Genomic DNA, 23,751 nt, shown 5'->3' on the forward strand with positions numbered 1-23,751 from the left:
ATCCTACTGTTTTGTTATCATAAACAAACTGTAAAATCATAAAATACAATTTAGATGACATTAGTAAATGTGCTACACATTTTCATTTTTAAATAAAATGATTTTTATTATTACCCCATAACAAAACATAAGTGATTGATTTAAAAACAACTAAATAAAAACTTTATTATTTTTTTGTATTTTTATAGACAGTATGTTTATTAATAACAACAAAAAATAGACAAATGAAAAAAAAATACTATTGCTTATGTCTGCTAATCGGGATGATATATTCTAGCCACGCGCAAGAAGAAATTCCAAATAAAGAAAGTTTTTTAACAAATGCAATTGGATTACGAGTTGGAAACAATCATGGCTTAGGAGTTGAAATTTCGTATCAAAAAAAGTTATCTACAAAAAATAGATTGGAGCTTAATTTTGGCTGGACTAATGATAATAACACCGATGCCATAAAAATATCGGGGATCTATCAATGGTATTGGAATATAGAGAAGGAATTAGACTGGTATGCTGGATTAGGCGGTGGCTTAGGCTCCTGGGATACCAATAACAACTATAATAATGGATATGGAAGCGACAATGGAATTTTTGGAGTAATCAATGGAGATGTTGGCATTGAATACAACTTCAAAGAAATTCCTATCCAAATTGCCTTGGATGCGAGGCCAGAATTTGTTTTTAATAATTACGAAAGGAATGATTTTGGCATCAATATGGGTTTGGCAATCCGGTATAAATTCTAATAAAATCCATCTTTAACGTCAATTTAAAGATGGATTATTACTAAATCTATTTGTATTTGTTTATGGCTTTAAGATACAAAGCCTCATATATAGGCAGAATATTTTTGATGTCAAAACTTTCAGCTACGTGTAGGGCATTCTTTTTAAATTCGGCAAGAACACTATCTTCTTTCAAGATTTTCAATGCGTTTTGAGCCATTTCATTAACTTCCCCAACATCACTCAAATAACCCGAAACTCCATCTATATTCACCTCAGGTAAACCACCAGAATTACTCGATATTACAGGAACTCCACAAGCCATTGCTTCAAGCGCGGCCAATCCAAAACTTTCAGTTTCTGATGGCAAAAGAAATAAATCAGTAAGACCTAAAATTCTATCTATTTCATTACTGTTTCCGAAAAATATCACTTTATCTTGAATACCAAATTTTCGGCACATTTTTTCAGCTTTTTCTTTTTCGGGACCATCTCCTACCATCATTAATTTGGCAGGAATTTCTTTTTGAATTTTATAAAATATTTTAATAATATCCGGAATTCGTTTTACTTTTCTGAAATTACTGATATGTGTAATTATCCTTTCATTAGGATTGGCTATAACTGAACGTCGACAAGGAATCGTTGGATCATATTTATTTTTATCCAATTCAATAAAATTTGGAATCACCTGTATTTCATTTTTTATATTGAATAATTTTAGCGTATCATCTTTCAAACTTTGAGAAACAGAAGTCACATAGTCTGATTTATTGATGCTAAAAGTTACAGCAGGCTTGTAAAAAGGATGATTACCCACCAAAGTAATATCAGTACCGTGAAGCGTTGTTACCATCGGGATATCAATTCCTTCATCCTTCAGCATTTGCTTGGCCATATAACCTGCATAAGCGTGAGGAATAGCATAATGCACATGCAAAACCTCAATTTTATACAATTTAACCATATCAACCAATTTACTGGACAGAGCCAATTCATAAGGCTGAAAATGGAATAAAGGATATTCGGGAACGATTACTTCGTGGTAGTGAACATTTGGATTTAATAATGCTAAACGAACTGGTTGACTATACGTAATAAAATGAATTTCGTGTCCTCGTCTTGCCAATTCTAGACCTAATTCTGTAGCAACTACGCCACTTCCGCCAAATGTTGGATAACAAACAATTGCTATTTTCATGTATGATTTTTAAGTGTAACGAAATTAAGGAGATTCAATGTGGATTGTTATAAAAAAAAAGTTAAAATTTAACTATTTAAACTTCATTCTTTGAATCCGAACTGCGTTCAAAATGGCCAATAAAGCTACACCTACATCTGCAAAAACTGCTTCCCACATTGTCGCCAAACCTCCGGCACCGAGTATTAAAACAGCAGCTTTTACAACAAAGGCCATAGTTATATTTTGCCAGACAATTTTTTTGGTTTGTTTTCCAATGTTAATCGCAGTGTAAATCTTTGAAGGTTGGTCATTTTGTATAACAATATCAGCTGTTTCGATGGTTGCATCGCTTCCTAACCCGCCCATTGCAATTCCGGCATCGGAAAGGGCAACTACTGGCGCATCGTTTACACCATCACCGACAAAGGCAATTTTTAAGATTTGAGATTTTAATTCCTCGACTTTTTCAACTTTGTTTTCAGGCAACAGATCACCATAAGCCTGATCTATATTCAATTCTTTAGCGACAGCATCAACAACAGCTTGTTTATCTCCCGAAAGCATTACTGTTTTTACATTTATTTTATGTAAACTTTCGATAGCTTTTTTGGCATCTTCTTTTATTTCATCGGCAATTAAAAAATAACCCGAATACACTTTATTCATGGCTACAATTATAATAGTAAATGGAGAATTGTCTAATTCCAAATCATAATTAATATTGAATTGTTGCATCAGCTTTGCATTGCCCACGATTATTTCGGTATCATTAATTTTTCCTTTAAGTCCGTGTCCAGCAATTTCTTCAACTTCAATAATTTTTAAATTTTTATTTAATGCTTTTGCATATTCCACAATTGCAGTACCAACAGGATGCGTAGATTTCGATTCTAATGAAGCGGTATATTGTACCAACTCATCTTCTGAAATACCTACCGCTACTACTTTTTGTACTGTAAATACGCCTTTGGTCAACGTTCCTGTTTTATCCAAAACGACTACTTTTATGGTTGCCATTATATCCAAAAAATTAGAACCTTTGAATAAGATTCCGTTTTTACTCGCTGCTCCAATTCCTCCAAAATATCCCAATGGAATAGAAATAACCAAAGCACAGGGACACGAAATCACCAAGAAAACCAACGCTCGATACAACCAATCTTTAAAAACATAATCGGCTACAAAAAACATTGGCAACAAACAAATTGCCATTGCAAGATAAACTACGATTGGCGTATAGACTTTGGCAAACTTTCGAATAAACAATTCAGTTGGCGATTTTTTGGCAGTTGCTTCCTGCACCATTGTCAGGATTTTGGACAATTTACTGTCGGTATAAGCGGTTGTAACTTCTACTTCTACAACCGTATTTAAGTTAATCATTCCAGCCAAAACAATTTCATCCTTTTTTTTGGTATTTGGTTTACTTTCACCTGTTAAAGCAGCAGTATTAAAAGTAGCTCTTTCAGAAAGTAGTTTCCCATCCAAAGCCAGTTTTTCTCCTGGTTTTAATTGAATGATTGTTCCAATTTCAATCTCGGATGCCTTTTTCAAAACGGTTTTATTTCCATCCAAAGTTGTAGCTGAATCAGGCCTTTGATCTAATAACAATTTGATATTTGATTTTACTCTTTTTACAGCCAGAGTTTGAAAAATTTCTCCAATACTGTAAAATAACATTACCGCTACTCCTTCCGGAAATTCTCCAATAGCGAATGCTCCAATAGTTGCAATTCCCATCAAAAAAAACTCCGAAAACAAACTTCCTTTTCTAAAACTTTCAAAAGCTTCTTTCAGAATCGGAAAACCAACCGGAATGTAAGCAACAATGTATAAACCCAATCGAATCCAACCGCTAAACCAAGTTTGAGGAAAATAATTGTCAAAAAAAATCCCTATCAACAACAAGCAAAAAGATATTATAGCAGGAAAAAACATTTGAAAGTAGCTTCGCTCTCCGTGAGAATGATTATGGTCGTGTTCATTATTTGAATGATCATTCATATTATGACTCGAACAACAATCCGAATGACGAACTGAATTAGATGAAATTTTATGTGAAGAATGTTGATGTTTCATATAAATCAATGGAAATATTAAATACTCCTAAATTTACAAATTAACATCGATTAAAATGAATTACTCCCAAAGCTTTTTCTGGTGGGGAGCTCTTTTTTTATTAATCCATTTATTCAATTTATAACACAAAAAAGCAGAACCACTACCTATAATGGCACCAGCCAAAACATCTGTAGGATAATGTACACCTAAGTACATACGAGAATACCCAACTGCACCCGCCCACAAGAATGTAGGAGCAATTACATACCATTTTGGGTAAGCCATACTCAATGATGTCGCTGTTGCAAAAGCTGATGAAGTATGCGCTGAAGGAAAAGAATAACTGGATTCTTCAGTAACATTATCTATTTCTGGATATGTTTCGTAAGGTCTATCTCTTTTAGTTATATTTTTTAATGCCAAAGAAATAAATGCGGAGGCTGCCAAAGATTCACCAATGAAAATAGCTTTCTTCTTTGTGGTACTATCGCTTTCAATTAATCCAACCGCATAAATAATTACGGGTGTACCAATACTAACAGGCATAGCACTATTGGTAATCCCAACCATTGTCGACTCTAGATTGGTATTTCTGTTTAGATTTATTTTTTTTAAAAGATCAATGTCTGAATTTTGGGCATTCAAGATTGAAAAACAAAAAAAGAATACGAAAAGTGAAAGGATTTTTGGCATTTCTAATTTGGTATATTGATTTAAAAAAATCGGCTATGCCAACTGTCAATTGCTGGAACTTCCCAAGATTCATTGAACTCTTCGATATTGTTAACCAAATTATTAAAGACAATTGTGTTTTCGGTAACGGCTTTGTCTTTTACCATTTTTTTAAAATCAATCAATGGCTTGTGTGCAATGTGTTCTCCTAGCTTGAAGGTTACATTCATTTTATCCAATAAATCAACATTGTATTTTTTTTCTAAGCCTTGGATAAATTCAACAGAAGAATCAATAGAACATCCTGTTGCTGCTTGAACATCTTGATTAACTGCTATAATAATAAACCGATTATATTTCAACAAATATGATGATTCAAGACTAGTTCCGTGAGCAGCCCATTCGTTAAGAAAAGATTGCAAATCAGTTTCGATCTCAGAAAACTCGGCATCCGAAAATTTTCTATTCGATTGATAAATCCAAATTCTAGATTCTTCGGGTAAATTTTCAAAAGGAACGTACATTGTCTATTATTTTAGATTGCAGATTTTAGACTGCAGATTTATGAATTTAGATTTTTTTATTTTAAAAAAGAAGAAATATTCCAAACTTAAGGAATCTTTCGTCTTTATAAAGATATAAACGCAGATTCTTTGTTTGGATTACTTTTGATGTAAAGAATTATATTTGAAAAACAAATATTCTTAAGCCATTCGTTACAAATCCTGAGCATTAGCAATCAATTCTGCGATATCCATCACTTTTATATCTGCTTCCCTTTCTTTGTTTTTAACACCATCAGTCAACATGGTATTACAAAAAGGGCAACCAGCAGCAATAATATCTGGTTTTGTTTCAAGAGCATCTTCTGTTCTTTCCACATTTATTTCTTTGTTACCTGGCTCAGCATCTTTAAACATTTGTGCTCCACCAGCTCCACAACATAAGCCATTTGCTTTCGAACGTTTCATTTCAAGCAATTCAACATCCAATTTCTGAATTAAATCCCTAGGAGCTTCATAAACATTATTCGCTCTACCCAAATAGCAAGGATCGTGGAAAGTAATTCGTTTTCCTTTAAATTGCCCTCCCTCGATGGTTAAACGACCAGAATCTAGTAATGATTTAAGAAATTCTGTGTGATGTACAACTTCGTAATGGCCTCCCAATTCTGGATATTCATTTTTTAAAGTATTAAAACAATGTGGACAGGCTGTAACTATTTTTTTTGCTTCATAAGCATTCAGGACTTCGATATTCATCATGGCCTGCATTTGAAACAAAAACTCATTTCCAGCTCTTTTTGCGGGATCTCCAGTACAACTTTCTTCAGTCCCTAAAACAGCAAAGGAAACATTAGCACGATTTAAAATTCGTACGAATGCTTTGGTTATTTTCTTTGCTCTATCGTCAAAACTTCCTGCACAACCTACCCAAAATAAAACTTCTGGTTGTTTTCCTTGGGCTAGCATTTCGGCCATTGTTGGCACAATTAAATTTTCTGACATTTCTTATTTGTTTAATCGTTGATTTGTTTATTTGTTGAATAGCTTAATCGTTAATTTGTAAATCGGTTAAACAAATAACCAAATCAACGATTAAGCCACTAGTCGTTTTTCCAGTTCAATCGGTCTTGTTGACTGTATTGCCATGGTGCACCATTATTCTCTATATTAGTCATCATAGCATTTATAGGCATTGGCGCAGCACTTTGCTCCATTACTAAGTAACGTCTCATATCCATAATGATAGAAAGCGGACTGATATTTACAGGACATTCCTCTACACAAGCGTTACATGATGTACAAGCCCATAATTCTTCTGGTGTAATGTAATCGTTTAACAACGATTTATTATCAGGAACAAAAACCCCCTTATTGGCATCAATGTTTTTACCTACTTCTTCTAGTCTGTCTCTAGTGTCCATCATTATTTTACGAGGAGATAATTTTTTGCCAGTTTGATTGGCTGGGCAAGAAGAAGTACAACGACCACATTCTGTACAAGTATAAGCGTTCAATAACTGAACCCAGTTTAAATCCTGAACATCACTGGCACCAAATTTACTTGGAACTTCATTTTCTGAAACTGGAGCTGCCGCAAAAGGGTCTGCATTGGGATCCATCATCAATTTTACTTCAGCAGTTACAGAAGCTAAATTATCAAACTGTCCTTGTGGATTTAAATTAGCAAAATAAGTATTTGGGAAAGCCAATAAAATATGAAGGTGTTTTGAAAAATATAAATAATTCATAAAAATTAAAATCCCAACGATGTGTAACCACCAAAAGCCTTCATTTAGCAACATTACCAATTCATTTGACATACCATTAAAAACTGGTTCAATAAATTGACTTATTGGAAAAGAACCTGCTTTTATAAAATGAGAAAATCCGCCAGGAACGTTTTGCAAATGCAAATCCGTAGCATTCATCAATAAAAACAAAGTCATTAAAGTAATCTCAAAATACAAAATATAATTAGCATCACCTTTTGGCCATCCTTTTAAATCAGAATGAACAAATCGTTTCAACTTAATGATATTTCTTCTTATCAAAAATACAATAACCGAAAATAATACCAAAAATGCCAATATCTCGAAAGAAGCAATTAAAACATCATATACAACCCCAATCGGAGCAAAAATTCTATGCGTTCCAAATAAACCATCGATGATAATTTCCAACAACTCGATATTGATGATAACAAAACCTACATAAACTATAATATGCAATACTCCAGCAATAGGTCTTTTTACCATTTTGGATTGCCCAAGAGCAATCATTGCCATATTTCTCCAACGTGCTTTTGCATTGTCTTTACGATTGACAGCAACACCCAGATTAATATTTCTAATGATTTTTTTGACATTCAAATAAAAATATCCGAATCCAATAATCAACACTATGGCAAATAACACATTACTTAGGTAGGTCATAAAATTAGTTTTTTACTTTTGTTATAGAATCGTTTGGAGCAATATATGGTTTGTTTTTCTTACCAAAAACAGAAACATTTACATAACGGGTTGGATTTAATCTTACATCCTGCAACAACAATTCTAATTCTTTCGAAGTTTTTTCCAAGTTTGCATAAAGAGCGTCATCTTTCAGTAATTTCCCCATAGTACCTTTTCCAGATTCTAAACCTTTCATCAATACATCAACCTTGCTTAATGTTGCATTCAAATTCCTAACGGTAAGCCCTAAATCAGCTTTATTCAACGAGTCTGAAATTTTAACAAAATTATCTGAAACTTTATTAAAATTAGAAACAACACCTTTTAATTGTCCTTTGTTTTCATCCAAAATACTATTAGCATTTGAAGCCACTTTATGGAATTGTTCCATGGTAGCACTAAGTTCTGCTAGACTCTTTTTCAAATCAGCTTGACCTTTTTCGTCCAAAACATTATTAACACTATTCACTAATTTATCAGCACTCACCATCAATTTTTCCAGTTTTTCCATAACAGGGGTTGCTTTGTCCCCTAATGAATCCATTAAACTGGCTTGAATATTCCCTTTCAAATAATCACCGCTTTCGGCAATATTTGTATCAGTATAATTAGGATTAATAGAAATTTGTTTACCACCAATAAGACTGGCATCATAAATGGTTGCAACACTGGATTTTGATATCGGGAAATCTGTGTTTATTTGTAATTCAACTAATAAAATCCCTTTATCACCTATCGTTATAGTTTTAACTTTTCCTATTGTGAGTCCGTTTATTGTAACCAAAGCGGATGGGGCAAGTCCTTCAACATTTGTGTACTCAACATATAAAGTTTTATAATTATTAAAAAGATCTTTTCCTTTCAAAAAATTATAACCCCAAATGAATAATAAAATTGATGTAATAACTAAAATAGCAGTCTTTAATTCTCTTGTAATTTTCAAAATTTCGTTTTTTTAATGGGCAAATTTAATATAAAATATTCGAATCTATAAGCATTATTTGATTGCTTCCTGAATGCTAACTTTTTTTCCGTTTTTGAAAGCAATTAAAAAAGCTGAATCATATCCTTTGGACTTAACTTCATTTAATTTGTTCTTCGCATTTTCATAATCGGAAGTATCACCATATAGATATTTATAAATATTATCTTCATACACGAGCGTAACATTTTGCAATCCTTTGAAATTTTTAGGTTCCAATGCTATTTTTTTTTTACTGGCCGAAAGCTGTATTTTAAAAATAGAGCCTAGCGTATCTTTTTTAATTATTCCACCATTTACTTCAGGTGTTTCGGTGCCTTTTACAGGATTCTCTTTCAGTATTTGAGAAGGTTTTTCGCCAGAGGTCTCTACCCCACCGTCTCCAAAAAATTCATATTTATAACTTATTATTGCTTCGGCAATTGCTCGTGCAATATCATTTTGTCCATCTTCTGAGTTTAATAATTCGCCCTCAGTTGGATTGGATATAAAACCGGTTTCAATCAATACTCTTGGCATATAGGCTTTATGAAGAACCATAAAAGGAGCTTGTTTCACTCCACCGTGTCTCAATTTTTTACCCAAAAGAGCAAATTTATCTTCAATTTTGCTTGCCAACGAAATACTGTTTTCCAAATATTCTTCTTGCATCAAAGTCATACCAATCATCGTTTCAGGCGAATTGGGATCAAAACCTTCATATTTTTGTTTGTAATCTTTTTCGAGAGTGATTACAGCATTCTCCTTTTTCGCTGCTTCAAGATTGGATGCAATCTTATTCATACCCATTACATAGGTTTCAGTTCCGTCTGCGGCAGTGTTTTTGTTTGCATTACAATGTATGGAAACAAAAATATGTGAATCTGCTCTATTGGCTATATTGGCGCGTTCAACCAAATCAATAAACACATCTGTTTTTCTAGTGTATATAACATCCATATTGGGATAGGATTCCAAAATTTTACCTACTTTCAGAACAATTGCCAATGCAATATTTTTTTCAACCCTCCCACTGTAAACTGCTCCAAAATCATGGGCTCCATGACCTGCATCCAAAGTAACTTTAAAATCATTGGATTGACTATAAGAATCAATCGCAATCATCGCAATTAAAAAGGTGAAAGCAATTTTTATTTTTTTTGATATATACATCTAATAGTTAATTTAATTATAAGACTTCCGTTATAAATTTATCATTTGGTTATTTTTGCCAAAAAATTATAGTAATTTTGGCTCGCGAATATTCAAGTCTTCATTTTACAAAAATAGCATTTAAACCTTTGCATACAAACTTATTTAATATCGTTTTACTATCAATTTTCCTATCTTTAGGATGCTCTAATTTATATTCACAAGATATAAAAAAGAAACAAACAACCATTCCTTCTAAGAAACAAGAAGTTAAGAAACCAACACAAGAAGATAGTATTAAAAATCCTTTGGCTGAATCACCGACTGACACCATTAAACTCGACACAATTAAGGTAAAAAAAACTTTCCTTAATGGCAAAGTTAAATACACAGCTGAAAAATACGCAAAGATTGAACAAAAAAAGAAGCTGATCACTTTGTACGATAAAGCTGAATTATACTACCAAGATGTTGAATTAAAATCGGGTATTATAGTAATGGATTACGAAAAAAATGAGGTTTATGCAGGTAGAATAAAAGATTCACTTGGCAATTACACTCAATTTCCAAATTTCAAACAAGGCTCAAATGTTATCGAACCCGATTCAATTCGTTTTAATTTTAAAACCAAAAAAGCATTAATCTGGAATTCAAGATCCAGCCAAGGAGAATTTAACGTAAAAGCAGCAATCACAAAAAAGGAAAATGATTCGGTTTATTTTTTAAAAGGTGCACGATTTACAACCTCAAAAGATGTAGACAACCCTGAATATTATTTTCAAACCAACAAAATAAAATTTATTCCTGGGAAAAAAATCGTTACAGGTTTCACCAATATGGTAATTGAGGGTGTACCAACCCCATTATTTTTGCCTTTTGCATATTTTCCACTTTCAAAGGAAACAAGCACTTCTGGAATCATATTACCATCCTATAACGATTCTAACGACAAAGGTTTTTCCCTTCAAAATGGAGGATATTATTTTGCACTAAGCGATAATTACAACTTAACCGTTGTTGGGGATTATTACACAAATGGAAGTTACGCTTTAGGGGTGCAATCGTCCTATGCCAATAGATACCATTATCAAGGAAACATCAACGTAAGATTTGAGAACAACATTACCAGTGAAAGAGGCTATCCTGATTACTCGAAAACTAAAATTTACAATATTCAGTGGTCACATTCTCAAGATTCTAAAGCCAATCCAAATTCTACTTTTTCAGCTTCTGTCAATTTAGGTAGTAGTGAATATTTTAAAGAAACTATAAATCAAGTCAATGTTGGTTCCTCATTAAACAATACTTTGAGTTCCTCCATATCTTATAGTACAGTATTCCATTCAATTCCTGAAAGTAGATTATCACTGACTGCTACTCACTCCCAAAATACGAATACAAAAGTAATCAACATGACACTGCCTACACTGCAGTTTAGCTTAGATCGTATTTATCCTTTTGCAATAAATGATGGTGCAAAAAAAGGTGTCTTTAAAAACATCAACTTGCAATACAATTTGAATGGACGAAACAGCTTTGTAACAACCGATTCTTTGTTTTTCAAACCCGAAATGTTCCGTGATTCAGAAATTGGGTTTCAACATACAATTCCACTAAGTACCAACTTCAAAATATTCAAACATTTTAGTGTTTCATCTTCTTTAAATTATGAAGAAGTTTGGTATTTTAACACAATCAACAAACAGTATGATGACCAATTGAGCGCTGTTGTTACCACAGATGTAAAAGGTTTTGACTCTTTTAGAACATATTCTTCTTCCACTAGTCTTGGAACGACAATTTACGGTACGTTTAATTTTGGGGAGGACAAAAAAATAAAATCCATTCGACATGTAATGCGACCGGCTATTTCACATAGTTACACCCCTAGTTTTGAAAAATATTACGATACATATGCTACAGATGGAAGTGGGGCAATGCAAAAAGACTATACCCGATTTGAAGGCGGTATGTATGGTGCTCCCGGCATGAATAGTTCCAATTTTGTTGGTTTTAACCTTAGTAATACATTTGAGGCAAAAGTGACCGATAAGGATAGTACCAAGACTGAAGCAAAAAAAATAATGTTGCTTAATAATTTAAATTTTTCAACGAGTTATAATTTTGATGCTACCGAGCTTGCCTGGGCTCCCGTAAGAGTAAGCGGTGGAACTCAATTTTTTGACAATAAATTGAGTGCAAATTTTGGAGCAACCTTGGATCCATATGCTATTGATAATTCCGGAAATAGAATAGATACGTTCAACATCAACAACGGAGGAAGTCTTTTTAGAATGACAAGTGCCAATTTAACGATGAATTATGCCCTTTCCAGTTCCGATAGCAAGAAAGAAAAGAAAAACTCTCAAGGAAAAAGAAACGGAGGGCGAGAAGATGATTTGTTTGGTTCGGATATTGATGTAGGCAGTGTTAGAAATAGCCAATTTGATGACGAAGAAGAAGGAGAAGATACAGTTACCGAATTCTTTAGATCAAAATTACCATGGGACATGACATTTGCCTATTCCTTGACCTACGGGAACAACAATAGGGAGAAGAAAATCACTGGAAATTCCATTATGATTTCTGCAAATGCAGATTTAACAACAAAATGGAAAGCAGGAATATCTACAGGATATGATTTTGTTCAAAAGGGAGTTACCTTTACGCAATTACGTTTTGAAAGAGATTTGATGAGCTGGAGAATGGATTTTAACTGGACACCATTTGGAGACAATGCAAGTTGGAATTTTTACATCGGTATCAAATCAGGAATACTGAGCGATATTAAATGGGAAAAAAGAAATCTTACTAATCAATAGATTAACTCAAAATACATAGGCTATGAAAACAATAATTTACACTAAAAAAGCGCCAGCACCTATAGGCCCATATAATCAAGCTGTGTTAAAAGGTGACACCTTATACACTTCTGGTCAAATCGCACTGAATCCTGAAACTATGGAATTGGTAATAGAAAACATTGAGTCTGAAACCAAGCAAGTGATGGAAAATATGAAAGCCGTTCTAGAAGCTGCTGGAATGACTTTTGAGAACGTAGTTAAATCTACCATTTTCATCATGAACATGAATGATTTTGGAAGTATCAATACTGTTTACGGATCTTATTTTAACGAAAAAACCGCTCCAGCACGTGAAACGGTTCAAGTGGCATGTTTGCCAAAAAATGTAAATGTGGAAATATCTATGATTGCTGTGCTATAGCATTAATTAATAATTGCGCTGTAGCTTCATTGGTAGCTAACGGCACATTATGCACATCACATACCCGTATCAGCATATTAACATCTGCCTCATGTGGATGACTTGAAAGAGGATCTTTGAAAAATAAAACCATCTGTGTTTTACCCTCAGCAACTCTCCCTGCAATTTGGGCGTCACCACCCAATGGACCAGAAAGCATTCTTGTTGTTTTAAAGCCTGCATCTTCTGCTCTTCCCCCAGTTGTTCCTGTTGCAATAAAATGTATTTTTTCTTGCTGTAGGACCTCACGGTTTTTGATGAGGAATTTTACAATATCATCTTTTTTCCCATCATGGGCAATAATTGCTATTTCCATATAATTATTTATTTGCTATATGGTATGCTATCAAACCATCGATAGGTCTTCTTAATACATTACCCAATTGCAATTCATATTTTTCAAAAATCTCAGCTAATTCTTCTTTTAGGTAAAAAGCAATAGAACCTACAAAATGTACAGGTACTTCTTTGCAATTTTCAAATTGCTTAATATAATTTTTAATGAAAGATTTCATTTCTTTAAAAATTATTTTTCTGCAAAATTCGTGCTCCTTATTTTGAATTAAGAATTTTGCGAAAGTAGCAAGGTATGCATTAGGATTTGGCTCTTTGTATAATTTATTTTTGATGTAATCAGGATCAACATCATACATTTTTTCAAAAACTTCAGCTAACTCTTTTGGCATTTTATTAAAATAGTATTTTCTGATTAAGCTTTTTCCAAAAACATTTCCGCTGCAATCATCCATAACGATATAGCCTAATGATTGTACTCTTTGCTCCAAAACTTTACCGTCAAAATAGCTGCAGTTTGAACCAGTACCTAAAATACTAACAATAGCTTTTTCTCCTTTTGGTGTAGTGGCAAAAACAGCTGCATATGTATCTTCTTCAACAACAACTATAGCATTTGAAAAATATTCTTTAAAAACTTGAGAAAGAAAAAGTTTCATCCTATCCGTTCCACAACCAGCACCATAGAAAAATAAATGGGTGGCTAATTTTTTATTCTGTAATATATCAAATCGATCATTCAAGCGATCAAGAATCTCTTGTTTGTCTAGAATTTCTGGATTTAAACCTAATGTTTGTGTGGTAAACATAACTTTTCCGTCTTCATCTATTGCAATCCAATCTGCTTTAGTAGAACCACTATCAACTATTAATTTCATATTATTTGATTTTATTGGTTATGAATTTTGCTCCTCATCTTAAATATAACTGTTTAATTACATTTAACTGAACAAAACATAAAATCCCATTAATTTCACTTAATGGGATTTTGTAAAATTATAAAATTATTTTAGTGAACTGATATGCACCGCTAAATCAATCAATTTACTTGAATAACCGTACTCATTATCATACCAAGACACCAATTTGAAGAAAGTTGAATTCAAACCAATTCCTGCTGTAGCATCAATGATCGAAGTTCTTTTGTCAGAAATAAAATCTTGAGATACAACAGCATCTTCAGTATATCCTAAGATACCTTTCATTGTAGTTTCTGAAGCTTTTTTCAAAACTGCCATAATTTCTTCATATGAAGTTTCTTTGGCAACTTTTACAGTTAAATCTACTGTAGAAACGTCAGCCGTAGGAACACGGAAAGCCATACCTGTTAATTTTCCATTCAATTCTGGAATAACTTTTCCAACCGCTTTTGCAGCACCTGTAGAAGAAGGAATAATGTTAATGCTTGCTGCACGTCCACCTCTCCAGTCTTTTCTAGAAGGTCCGTCAGCAGTCATTTGTGTTGAAGTTGTAGCGTGAACAGTTGTCATCAAAGCTTCAACAATTCCAAAATTATCGTGAATAACTTTAGCTAAAGGAGCTAAACAGTTTGTAGTACAAGAAGCGTTAGAAACAACAATATCCGAAGCTTTTGCAGTTTCGTGATTTACTCCCATCACAAACATTGGAGCATCTGCAGACGGAGCAGAAATGATTACTTTTTTCGCACCACCTTTAATGTGCTCATTTGCAGTTTCAATAGTTGTGAAGATACCTGTACATTCTGCAACTACATCAACACCTACTTCATTCCATTTTAAATCAGCTGGGTTTCTTTCAGCAGTAATACGGATGTTTCTTCCATTTACATAAAGTTTTCCTTCTTTTACTTCAACCGTTCCGTCAAAACGACCGTGAACTGAATCATATTTTAATAAGTATGCTAAGTGATCTACATCTAATAAATCATTGATTGCAACTACTTCTACGTTATCTCTATTGAAAGTTTCTCTGAAAACAATTCTTCCAATTCTACCAAATCCGTTAATTCCTAATTTTACTTTTGACATTGTATTAAATTTAAATTATTTTTTTGTTTTATTTTTCTTTTAATTTTATATGGACATGATGTCTGAAACACGAAGTAATTCCTGATCTATTTCAGTATGTCCTTTAATGGCTTGTTCTAAAGGTGTAAGCTCAATTTTATCACACAATAAACCAACCATATAATTCGATTTACCTTCTAACAAACATTCAACAGCTTTTACACCTAATCGACTTGCTAAAACTCTATCAAAACAAGATGGAGCTCCACCACGTTGCATATGTCCTAAAACGGATACACGTACATCATATTCCGGAAAATTTGATTCTACATAATCCTTTAGTTCAAAAACAGTTTTACCTATCTTATCTCCCTCTGCGATTACCACTATACTTGAAGATTTACCTGCGGCTTTACTTTTTCGCAAAGAGTCTAATAAACGATCCAATCCTAAATCTTCTTCTGGAATAAGAATTTCTTCTGCTCCCGCTCCAATTCCCGCATTCAAAGCAATATGTCCAGCATCACGCCCCATTACCTCAATAAGAAATAACCTGTTGTGAGAACTTGCCGTATCGCGTATTTTATCAATTACATCAACAACAGTATTTAAAGCGGTATCATAGCCCAAAGTATGACTTGTTCCAAATATATCATTGTCAATAGTTCCAGGAATTCCCATTACTGGAAAATTATATTCAGAATTAAATAATAATGCTCCTGTAAAAGAACCATCTCCACCGATAACTACCAGAGCATCGATTCCTGCTTTTACTAAATTTTTATGTGCTTTTTCTCTTCCTTCGGGAGTCTTAAAATCCATCGACCGAGCCGATTTTAAAATAGTACCTCCTTTATTCACAATGTTATTTACACTTCGAGGTCCCATTTCTTTAAAATCCCCTTCAATCATTCCTTGGTAGCCCCTATAAATACCAACACATCCTATGTTATGAAAAGCACATGTTCGCACAACAGAACGAATAGCAGCATTCATTCCTGGAGAGTCTCCTCCGGATGTAAGTACACCTATCTTTTTTATTGTTTTTGACATTTTTTTAAGTATTAAAGTGTAAATTTAGCAAATATCGAAGACATTTTAGGGGCGCTTTCTAACATTTTAATAAAATATCTGAAATTCAAACGTTTTCGTTGATAAGTTTTTTTAATTCAAAAAGCCTATAGTTTTATTTCTTTTTTTAAAACTCAAAATGGTTGAAAAAGGGAAAATACTAGCTAATTATCTCTTTTAATAAAGAAACATTAAACTCTAATAAATAATGAATGAAGTGGGGATAAAAAAATTATAGCGATAAAGTTAACTAAAATTTCAAAAAAAAAACACATAACAAACTCTTTAATAATTAATTACAATTAATCATCCTCTGGAAGTACAGCATCTTGATTGATTTTTGGCCTATCCGATTTAGGCTCTTGAGGTTTTGTAAAATTTATTCCATCAGGATTCAAATTAGAATCTGAGTTATCAACATTGTTTTTAGTACTTTTTTCATTTTTCAATTTTTTGCTTTTAAACATCTTATCAACCAATTCTCTAAAAGTATCAAAATCAACCTCATACGAAATACCAGCACCTTGAGTATAACCGATATCCTGACCAAAATAATTTAAGTCATTTTCTTTATTAAAAACATGGAAATTAAAAGATCCATCATCATTTACCCTGTATTTAATATCAACAGCTCCTACTATGGCAGATTCATTTACTCCACCAAATGGAACCCCAATCTTACCATTTATAGTAATTCTTTCATTCACTTTGGAAGAAACAATAGCTTCAACTCTACCATCAGTTTGTGCACTTGGTCTATTATCTGGTGAAACAACATTAAAATTCATTTCAAATTTTTCGTTATTTGATTGAATTATACTTCCCAGCATACTTGAAGCTGTTTCATATACACTTGAAGCAACCGCTTGACTTGAGCCATCTCTACCCAAAAAACTTCCGGTTGACAATAAATACAATGCCTGAGTCTGTCTTACATCTTTATCTGCTAATTCGGACTGAAGTTCTGATTTTAAAACGCTTGTAATGGTAGGGAAATCGATCATGAAATCAGGTTCTGGTCGTGACAAATCACCACGAATACCAATAATAACTTCAACATCTACTTTTTTGTTGACACTGGAATTCTCTATTAACAAAGCTGGATTTGCAGATGTTTTATATACCGCCTCAAGATTTAATTGAGCTCTCATAGGATTTCCTTCCCAAATAATGGATCCACCTTTTTTTACTTTAAATTTTTTATCGATTAGTCCTCCATATTTAAAATTATAAGTACCATCATAAGGCAAGAAATCGCCCCACATATTAAAAGCGCCGAGTGTGTTGATTTTAAACAAAAGCGTTCCATTTCCACGTCCTTTGATTCCATGTCCTGAATTCCTATCCAAAATAACTTCAACCTCTGCATTAGGATTGATTTCAAGATCAAACTCTAATTCAAGTCCATTGTAATTCTTTGTTTTATCAACAATTCCTTTTTCTAAATTGAATTTTTCTTTCGGTGTTATAAAATGAATAAAACTATTTTCACTAACACTTTCCGCACTATTTATCGGTATTTTAAGAGCCGATCCTTTTTCAGATTTTGCATCAACTTTTATAAATAAACCATTTGCAGGGCCTTTAATTGTTGCACTTCCATTAATAAATGCTGTTCCAAAATATGCAGCATCTTCACTATCTTTAGTATCCAATACAAGAAGTCTCTTAGAATTTATATTCAAATCCAATTTCCAATCTGAAAACTCCTTATGCTCTACTACTCCGTTTAAGCTTCCGGTAGTATTATATTTGGTATCTATTAAAGTGTTATTCCTAAATAGAAATTTTTCACCAGTAAGATCAATAATCGTTTTATCTTTTAAAGCATAATCAACATTAAGATACGGTATAGCCAATCCTCCTCCATTAACAAACAAACGCCCATTGACATCGGGTTTATTCAAAGTACCGCCAATAGTTGCATTTCCAGATACCAATCCTCTTATATTGGAAATAACATCTCCCCCCAATGAACTTAATGTTGCTAAATTAAATCGATCAAATTTTAAATTTAAATCAAACAATGTTTCTTTATTTACTACCTCAAAACTTCCGTCTGCACTAAATGATTCAAAATCTTTATTTTCAATAGTAGAATATAAAGTGAATTTTTTGAAACTCTCATCACCCTTTATATCAAAATTCAAAATTCCTAAATCATGATTATTTACCTTCAAACTATCTATACGCAATGATGCCGTAGGTTTATAAACCTGCTTATTTTGATTGTAATTAATTTTACCATTCAAATTTCCATAAATAACAAAACTTTCTTGAGCCGATGTTAATGCATTGATGTCAAAATTCTTGAACTCAACATTAATATCTTTATATGAATCTCCTTTGAACTCACCATCGAGTTTTACTTCTTGATCCATGTTGGAAAGTATAAAATCATCCAGCTTAAATTCCTTCAAGTTTTTATCAAAAACCAAACGATTATTTGGTAAATTAGACTCATTCAAAAACCATAAATCGTTTTTTATTTTAATCTCTGATTTACTGAAACCAACTACATTTTTGTTTTCTTTATTTATCGTGTGGTATAAATCCAAATTAAAATAATCCTGACCTTTTGAACCACCTTTAAACTCGGTTCGGAAAAACAAAGTATCTTTTGAAGTGACATTTATCAAACTAAAATCACGAATTTTATACATTTTGGTTTTAATACTGTCTAACTCGATATATGCGTTATATAATGGATTTTTATTATCAATAGCAACTCTAATATTGTCAAAAGAATTGTCGGCAGCCTTTATATTTGGAGAATTAAAATTGAATTTGAATTCGTTATTATCCGAATTAATATTTCCTTTCACGGTAGTATTTTCACTTAGTTTTATGTCTGGAAAAAACAATTCAACTATCTTGCTGTGTACCTCAAAATTAAACTTCAAAAATCGTCCCTTTTTAACTGCTATAGGTCTGTAATTTGTATAAAGACTTCCCAACGAATTTGAAACCAATGCTTTTAATTCTGAAAATTTATACTTCCCAACAATTGTCCCATTGGTTATATCTGGAGCTGTTACTTTTATAGTTCGAATTCGATTTTCATCAAAACTTGAATTCAAATTAAAATCATTGAATTGATAGGTATTTTTAGGATTAATATAGGTAGCACTATTCACATAGATATTGCCATGCATATTGTCTATAGAATTCCCTTGTACATCGACAATAATGTTTCCAACAAATTGGGAAACGGAATCTTTTACAAAATTCAGTTTATTCAATTTTGCATTGTCTATTTTAATTTGAAAATCATATTGGTTTTCTTTTTTGCTCAAATTAACCAATCCATTGAAATTCATTTTCAGATTAGGATCGTCAACAATAATTGATCCTTTGTACAGAGGCAATTTGAAATTACCGTTTACTGTAACATTCTTATAATTATACCCATTATACCCAACACTTGAAACAATTCCTTTTAATGAAGTATTCAAATACTTTTCAGAAAAACCATGTCCATCGACATCAATATTTAAACTTATTTTGGACAAATCTTTATTATCCAATAAATTCCCAATGCTAAAATCATTTAAAACAACATAACCATTATAGTCGGCCTTGTCGCTTTGATCCATATTGTTGATTATAAATTTGGTCTTAACCATACCCAATGCAGTATTTGCTGCAAGATTGGCATGTATTGATGTAGTGGTAACCTGAGTATTCCCAAACAATGAAATATTCCCAAATTTCTTCAAAATAACGGGTAACTTTTTTCCTAAAACATTCGGTAATATGCCTACCAAATCATCATAATTAGCATTCAACTGATCAAACTTTCCATTCATATAGAATTTCTGATCCTTTGTTCCTAAAAGATTTCTAAAATTTATGAAACCTATAATTTTTGTACCTCGATTATCATTTAAGTATAAATCGAGAAATTTTAAATTATTCAATGATCCTGTTATATGAGATCTAAGCTTAAAATATTGATACTTCCCTAATTCATCATAAAAACAACGAATATCATTAGAGGCTAATTTTGCCGATTTTATCTTAACATCAAATTCCACTTTATTCTGAAAATCTGAGAAATCTTCAATCTCATAATTCAAAGCGGCATAACCTTTAATACTGGATTCTTTGGTTTCAATCTCCATTTTGTCCAATATCATGTGTTGTTGGGTAAAACTATAATTTCCCTTTAAGTTCTTTACAAACAATCCTCTATGATCCAAAAAAGACATTTTTTGGATATTGGCATATATATCTGGCCCATATACCTTAAAATTAGTAACCGATAAATTCAACCTTGTAAAATCGACAGGTTTCTTGGTTTCGAGATTTTCATCAGTCAAAACAAATCGACCGTTGGACAAATCAATCTTTGTCGCAGTTAATAAAAATCGCTTCTCTGAAGGGGTTTCACTTGTTCCAAAAGCATCAATAAAATAATCTAGGTTTGTCTTCTTTTCCTTTTTATAAGTTTTTAAATTAAAAAGAACGCCATCCATTGCCAAATCACCAAAAATCAAATCTCCATCAAGAATCTTTTTAGCCCCTAAAAATGATGTATTTAGTCTTTTGACATAAATCAAAGTATCTTTATGATGGTCTATTATTAATACTTTTTTAAGTTTCACACCACCAAAAAGAGTAAGCTGCACTTCATCAATTTCCATGCGAAGCCCATAATCCTTATTGATACTGTTCATAAAATACTGTGCTAGCTTAGTTTGAACACTAGGTAAAGTAATGGCTATAAAAAGTACTAACAAAAGTAAAATTAGTCCAAGGAGAGAGCGGAATACTATTTTTTTAATCTTTTTGATAAGAGTCGCTTTTTGTTTTTTAGTACAAATAAATAATTTGCCTTTAGAAATGGTCATACCTTAACTAAAAAATCTTTAATTTTGGCACAGCTGTAAAAATACTATTTTTATAGTAATTCATCAAATATACTTCAAAAATCATCTGTTTATATGCAAATTCCGGAGGTTTATATACTTGCCATAGAAAGTTCGTGTGATGATACTGCAGCTGCAGTATTATGTAACGACAAAGTACTGTCAAATGTTGTTGCCAATCAGTTAATTCATAATCAATATGGAGGTGTTGTACCTGAACTTGCTTCTCGTGCACATCAACAAAATATAGTTCCAGTAATCGAAGCGGCCTTAAAAAAAGCTAACATCAAAAAAGAACAGCTTTCAGCTATTGCTTTTACACAGGGTCCAGGATTAATGGGCTCTCTTTTGGTTGGAAGTTCTTTTGCAAAATCAATGGCATTGGCATTACAAATACCTCTTATCGCTGTTAACCATATGCATGCCCATATTCTGGCTCATTTTATAGATGAAGATGGCTTTGATAAACCTAGCTTTCCTTTTTTGGCTTTAACAATAAGTGGAGGACATACCCAAATTGTTAGGGTCGATGATTTTTTTGATTTAACAATCATCGGTGAAACCACAGACGATGCAGTTGGAGAAGCTTTTGACAAAAGTGCAAAAATACTGGGTCTTCCCTATCCCGGAGGTCCATTGGTTGATAAATATGCGCAATTAGGAAATCCGAAGGCATTTCCTTTTACAAAACCAAAAGTGCCAGGATTGGATTTCAGTTTTTCTGGTTTAAAAACAGCTATTCTTTATTTTATTCAAAAGAAAAAAATTGAAAACCCAGAATTTATTCAAGAGAATTTAAACGATATCTGCGCTTCCATTCAATACACAATTATCGAAATATTGATGGATAAATTAAAAATGGCGGTAAAAGAAACTGGTATCACACAAATTGCAATTGGTGGCGGAGTTTCTGCAAATTCCGGAATCCGAAATACTTTGAAAGAAACAGAAACAAAATACGGCTGGAAAACATACATCCCTAAATTTGAATACACCACCGATAATGCCGCAATGATTGGAATTGTAGGTTATCAAAAGTTTTTATCCCAAAAATTTGAAACTTCGGAAGTTGTTTCAAAAGCACGAATACAATTTTAAATTATGCAATTATTTTACAATCCTAACATAAACGAAACTACCGAAACCTTTTCTTTTGATAAAGAAGAAAGTAAGCACATTATTAAAGTTTTGCGCAAAAAAGACTCGGATATACTCTATGTAACCAATGGGCAAGGTCTTTTATTTAAAACAGAAATCACATTAGCTTCCGATAATAAATGTACTGTACAAATTTTGGAAATAGAAAAAACAGAAGCTCCAAAACACAAATTACATCTTGCGGTTGCTCCAACAAAAATGAATGATCGTTACGAATGGTTTCTTGAAAAAGCAACCGAAATTGGAATTCATGAAATCACTCCAATTATATGTGATCGTTCTGAAAGAAAAGCAATAAATCCTGAGAGATTTGAAAAAATTATTCTTTCTGCCATGAAACAATGCAATCAAATGTTTCTCCCAAAATTAAATCCTGCCATTTCGTTGAAAGAATTCATAAAAAGAGAAAACTCAGGAGAAAAATTAATAGCACATTGCGAAGAGACAAGTAAAAAATCTCTAAAATCAATACTTAAAGCCAAAACGGATTACACAATTTTAATTGGTCCTGAAGGTGATTTTTCTAACAAAGAAATCGAATTGGCATTAGAAAATAATTACATTCCAGTTTCTTTGGGCGAAACCAGACTACGAACAGAAACTGCTGCTATAGTAGCCTGTCACAGTGTGGTTTTTATTAATGAAGATTAGATCCTAAAATTCAATTTTACAATGAAAAAAGCACTGTTTTTATTATTACTATCTTCTTCTTTAAGCTGTTTCTCTCAAGAAATAGCTTTACTAAAATATAGTGGCGGTGGCGACTGGTATGCAAATCCAACTTCTTTACCTAATTTAATAAAATATTGTAATGCCAATATACACACAAAAATAAAATTGAAACCTAGAACTGTAGAGCCAAGCAGTCCAGACCTTTTTTCCTATCCATTTGTTCACATGACAGGCCATGGTAATGTTGTCTTTAATGAAAGTGACATTACTAACTTAAGAAAATATTTACTTGGCGGAGGTTTCCTCCATATTGATGATAATTATGGAATGGATCAATACATTCGTAAGGAAATAAAAAAAATATTTCCAAATAATAATTTGATTGAAATTCCATCAAATCATCCAATATTTCAAAAACCTTTTGTTTTTGCCAATGGTTTGCCTAAAATCCATGAACATGATGGAAAAAGGCCACAGGCATTTGGAATATTCATCGAAAATAAGATGGTACTACTCTACACATACGAATGTGATCTTGGAGATGGATGGGAAGACCCTGAAGTTAATAATGACCCTTTAGAAGTTCGCGAAAAAGCTTTAAAAGTAGGAGCCAATATTATTAATTTTATTTTCACAAATTGATTCTTACTAGATAAAAACATCATTTTCAACATTTTATTCTCTTTTTTTTTGATATTATTTTAATTTCATAAATTATTTAAC

At 32.4% G+C, this 23,751-nt stretch carries 19 protein-coding genes; 6 read left to right on the top strand and 13 right to left on the bottom strand.

Annotation, left to right across the window (positions count from 1 at the left end; translation table 11 throughout):
- Positions 1 to 224 precede the first annotated feature (224 nt).
- Positions 225 to 743 carry a hypothetical protein gene (locus tag B0E44_RS14535; RefSeq protein WP_077376728.1) on the top strand — a complete coding sequence of 173 codons (519 nt, stop codon included), beginning with the start codon at positions 225 to 227 and terminating at the stop codon, positions 741 to 743.
- A gap of 46 nt (positions 744 to 789) precedes the next feature.
- Here B0E44_RS14535 and bshA read toward each other — a convergent pair whose 3' ends face one another.
- The 8 genes from bshA to B0E44_RS14575 form a co-directional block, all read right to left on the bottom strand.
- Positions 790 to 1,923 carry an N-acetyl-alpha-D-glucosaminyl L-malate synthase BshA gene (gene bshA, locus B0E44_RS14540; protein WP_077376731.1) on the bottom strand — a complete coding sequence of 378 codons (1,134 nt, stop codon included), beginning with the start codon at positions 1,921 to 1,923 and terminating at the stop codon, positions 790 to 792.
- Positions 1,924 to 1,995: 72 nt separating this feature from the next.
- Positions 1,996 to 3,984 (bottom strand): heavy metal translocating P-type ATPase, encoded by a 1,989-nt coding sequence (locus tag B0E44_RS14545; protein WP_077376734.1) that lies wholly within the window; start codon positions 3,982 to 3,984, stop codon positions 1,996 to 1,998.
- Positions 3,985 to 4,044: 60 nt separating this feature from the next.
- Positions 4,045 to 4,659, bottom strand: coding sequence for a phosphatase PAP2 family protein (locus B0E44_RS14550; RefSeq protein ID WP_077376737.1), 615 nt, complete (start codon positions 4,657 to 4,659; stop codon positions 4,045 to 4,047).
- Positions 4,660 to 4,679: 20 nt separating this feature from the next.
- Entirely contained in the window at positions 4,680 to 5,162 is a 483-nt protein-coding gene (locus B0E44_RS14555) for an ABC transporter ATPase (protein WP_077376741.1), read from the bottom strand.
- A gap of 192 nt (positions 5,163 to 5,354) precedes the next feature.
- Complete coding sequence (locus tag B0E44_RS14560; protein ID WP_077376744.1) at positions 5,355 to 6,146, bottom strand: (Fe-S)-binding protein; 792 nt, start codon at positions 6,144 to 6,146, stop codon at positions 5,355 to 5,357.
- 98 nt (positions 6,147 to 6,244) lie between these two features.
- Entirely contained in the window at positions 6,245 to 7,576 is a 1,332-nt protein-coding gene (locus B0E44_RS14565) for a (Fe-S)-binding protein (protein WP_077376747.1), read from the bottom strand.
- A 4-nt stretch (positions 7,577 to 7,580) separates the two neighbouring features.
- A complete protein-coding gene (locus tag B0E44_RS14570; RefSeq protein WP_077376750.1) occupies positions 7,581 to 8,540 on the bottom strand; it encodes an MlaD family protein in 960 nt (319 codons plus the stop codon).
- 54 nt (positions 8,541 to 8,594) lie between these two features.
- Positions 8,595 to 9,731 carry an N-acetylmuramoyl-L-alanine amidase gene (locus tag B0E44_RS14575; protein WP_077376753.1) on the bottom strand — a complete coding sequence of 379 codons (1,137 nt, stop codon included), beginning with the start codon at positions 9,729 to 9,731 and terminating at the stop codon, positions 8,595 to 8,597.
- A 128-nt stretch (positions 9,732 to 9,859) separates the two neighbouring features.
- On the opposite strand from B0E44_RS14575, the gene B0E44_RS14580 reads away from it, so the two are divergent.
- Together B0E44_RS14580 and B0E44_RS14585 are read left to right on the top strand one after the other, a co-directional pair.
- Entirely contained in the window at positions 9,860 to 12,532 is a 2,673-nt protein-coding gene (locus B0E44_RS14580) for a putative LPS assembly protein LptD (protein ID WP_371594762.1), read from the top strand.
- A gap of 22 nt (positions 12,533 to 12,554) precedes the next feature.
- Positions 12,555 to 12,935, top strand: coding sequence for a RidA family protein (locus B0E44_RS14585; protein ID WP_077376759.1), 381 nt, complete (start codon positions 12,555 to 12,557; stop codon positions 12,933 to 12,935).
- On the opposite strand, the gene B0E44_RS14590 is transcribed toward B0E44_RS14585, so the two are convergent.
- From B0E44_RS14590 to B0E44_RS14610, 5 genes are all read right to left on the bottom strand, one after another.
- Entirely contained in the window at positions 12,916 to 13,290 is a 375-nt protein-coding gene (locus tag B0E44_RS14590; RefSeq protein ID WP_077376762.1) for a methylglyoxal synthase, read from the bottom strand. The two genes, B0E44_RS14585 and B0E44_RS14590, sit on opposite strands and share 20 nt — an antisense overlap.
- Positions 13,291 to 13,294: 4 nt before the next feature.
- Positions 13,295 to 14,146 carry an N-acetylglucosamine kinase gene (locus tag B0E44_RS14595; protein WP_077376766.1) on the bottom strand — a complete coding sequence of 284 codons (852 nt, stop codon included), beginning with the start codon at positions 14,144 to 14,146 and terminating at the stop codon, positions 13,295 to 13,297.
- 126 nt (positions 14,147 to 14,272) lie between these two features.
- Positions 14,273 to 15,277, bottom strand: a complete 1,005-nt coding sequence (gene gap, locus B0E44_RS14600) for a type I glyceraldehyde-3-phosphate dehydrogenase (protein ID WP_077376770.1) — start codon at positions 15,275 to 15,277, stop codon at positions 14,273 to 14,275.
- A gap of 45 nt (positions 15,278 to 15,322) precedes the next feature.
- The gene (gene pfkA / locus B0E44_RS14605; protein WP_077376773.1) at positions 15,323 to 16,309 is read right to left on the bottom strand and encodes a 6-phosphofructokinase; all 987 of its coding nucleotides are present in this window, start codon (positions 16,307 to 16,309) and stop codon (positions 15,323 to 15,325) included.
- Positions 16,310 to 16,629: 320 nt separating this feature from the next.
- On the bottom strand, positions 16,630 to 21,006 hold the full coding sequence (locus tag B0E44_RS14610; RefSeq protein WP_254423303.1) for a translocation/assembly module TamB domain-containing protein: 4,377 nt from the start codon (positions 21,004 to 21,006) through the stop codon (positions 16,630 to 16,632).
- Between the two features lie 267 nt (positions 21,007 to 21,273).
- On the opposite strand from B0E44_RS14610, the gene tsaD reads away from it, so the two are divergent.
- From tsaD to B0E44_RS14625, 3 genes are read left to right on the top strand one after another with little or no spacing between them, the layout of a single operon-like run.
- Positions 21,274 to 22,296, top strand: coding sequence for a tRNA (adenosine(37)-N6)-threonylcarbamoyltransferase complex transferase subunit TsaD (gene tsaD, locus B0E44_RS14615; protein ID WP_077376779.1), 1,023 nt, complete (start codon positions 21,274 to 21,276; stop codon positions 22,294 to 22,296).
- A gap of 3 nt (positions 22,297 to 22,299) precedes the next feature.
- Positions 22,300 to 23,007 (top strand): 16S rRNA (uracil(1498)-N(3))-methyltransferase, encoded by a 708-nt coding sequence (locus B0E44_RS14620; RefSeq protein ID WP_077376782.1) that lies wholly within the window; start codon positions 22,300 to 22,302, stop codon positions 23,005 to 23,007.
- A gap of 21 nt (positions 23,008 to 23,028) precedes the next feature.
- Positions 23,029 to 23,670, top strand: coding sequence for a DUF4159 domain-containing protein (locus B0E44_RS14625; protein ID WP_077376784.1), 642 nt, complete (start codon positions 23,029 to 23,031; stop codon positions 23,668 to 23,670).
- The last annotated feature ends 81 nt before the right edge of the window (positions 23,671 to 23,751 follow it).

The organism is Flavobacterium sp. A45, assembly GCF_002001005.1.
Taxonomy (GTDB): Bacteria; Bacteroidota; Bacteroidia; order Flavobacteriales; family Flavobacteriaceae; genus Flavobacterium.

Bases quoted from the DNA above. Each gene is read 5' to 3' on its own strand.
- B0E44_RS14535 (WP_077376728.1), top strand. From the start codon at position 225: ATGAAAAAAAAATACTATTGCTTATGTCTGCTAATCGGGATGATATAT.
- bshA (WP_077376731.1), bottom strand. From the start codon at position 1,923: ATGAAAATAGCAATTGTTTGTTATCCAACATTTGGCGGAAGTGGCGTA.
- B0E44_RS14545 (WP_077376734.1), bottom strand. From the start codon at position 3,984: ATGAAACATCAACATTCTTCACATAAAATTTCATCTAATTCAGTTCGT.
- B0E44_RS14550 (WP_077376737.1), bottom strand. From the start codon at position 4,659: ATGCCAAAAATCCTTTCACTTTTCGTATTCTTTTTTTGTTTTTCAATC.
- B0E44_RS14555 (WP_077376741.1), bottom strand. From the start codon at position 5,162: ATGTACGTTCCTTTTGAAAATTTACCCGAAGAATCTAGAATTTGGATT.
- B0E44_RS14560 (WP_077376744.1), bottom strand. From the start codon at position 6,146: ATGTCAGAAAATTTAATTGTGCCAACAATGGCCGAAATGCTAGCCCAA.
- B0E44_RS14565 (WP_077376747.1), bottom strand. From the start codon at position 7,576: ATGACCTACCTAAGTAATGTGTTATTTGCCATAGTGTTGATTATTGGA.
- B0E44_RS14575 (WP_077376753.1), bottom strand. From the start codon at position 9,731: ATGTATATATCAAAAAAAATAAAAATTGCTTTCACCTTTTTAATTGCG.
- B0E44_RS14585 (WP_077376759.1), top strand. From the start codon at position 12,555: ATGAAAACAATAATTTACACTAAAAAAGCGCCAGCACCTATAGGCCCA.
- B0E44_RS14590 (WP_077376762.1), bottom strand. From the start codon at position 13,290: ATGGAAATAGCAATTATTGCCCATGATGGGAAAAAAGATGATATTGTA.
- B0E44_RS14595 (WP_077376766.1), bottom strand. From the start codon at position 14,146: ATGAAATTAATAGTTGATAGTGGTTCTACTAAAGCAGATTGGATTGCA.
- gap (WP_077376770.1), bottom strand. From the start codon at position 15,277: ATGTCAAAAGTAAAATTAGGAATTAACGGATTTGGTAGAATTGGAAGA.
- pfkA (WP_077376773.1), bottom strand. From the start codon at position 16,309: ATGTCAAAAACAATAAAAAAGATAGGTGTACTTACATCCGGAGGAGAC.
- B0E44_RS14610 (WP_254423303.1), bottom strand. From the start codon at position 21,006: ATGAACAGTATCAATAAGGATTATGGGCTTCGCATGGAAATTGATGAA.
- tsaD (WP_077376779.1), top strand. From the start codon at position 21,274: ATGCAAATTCCGGAGGTTTATATACTTGCCATAGAAAGTTCGTGTGAT.
- B0E44_RS14620 (WP_077376782.1), top strand. From the start codon at position 22,300: ATGCAATTATTTTACAATCCTAACATAAACGAAACTACCGAAACCTTT.
- B0E44_RS14625 (WP_077376784.1), top strand. From the start codon at position 23,029: ATGAAAAAAGCACTGTTTTTATTATTACTATCTTCTTCTTTAAGCTGT.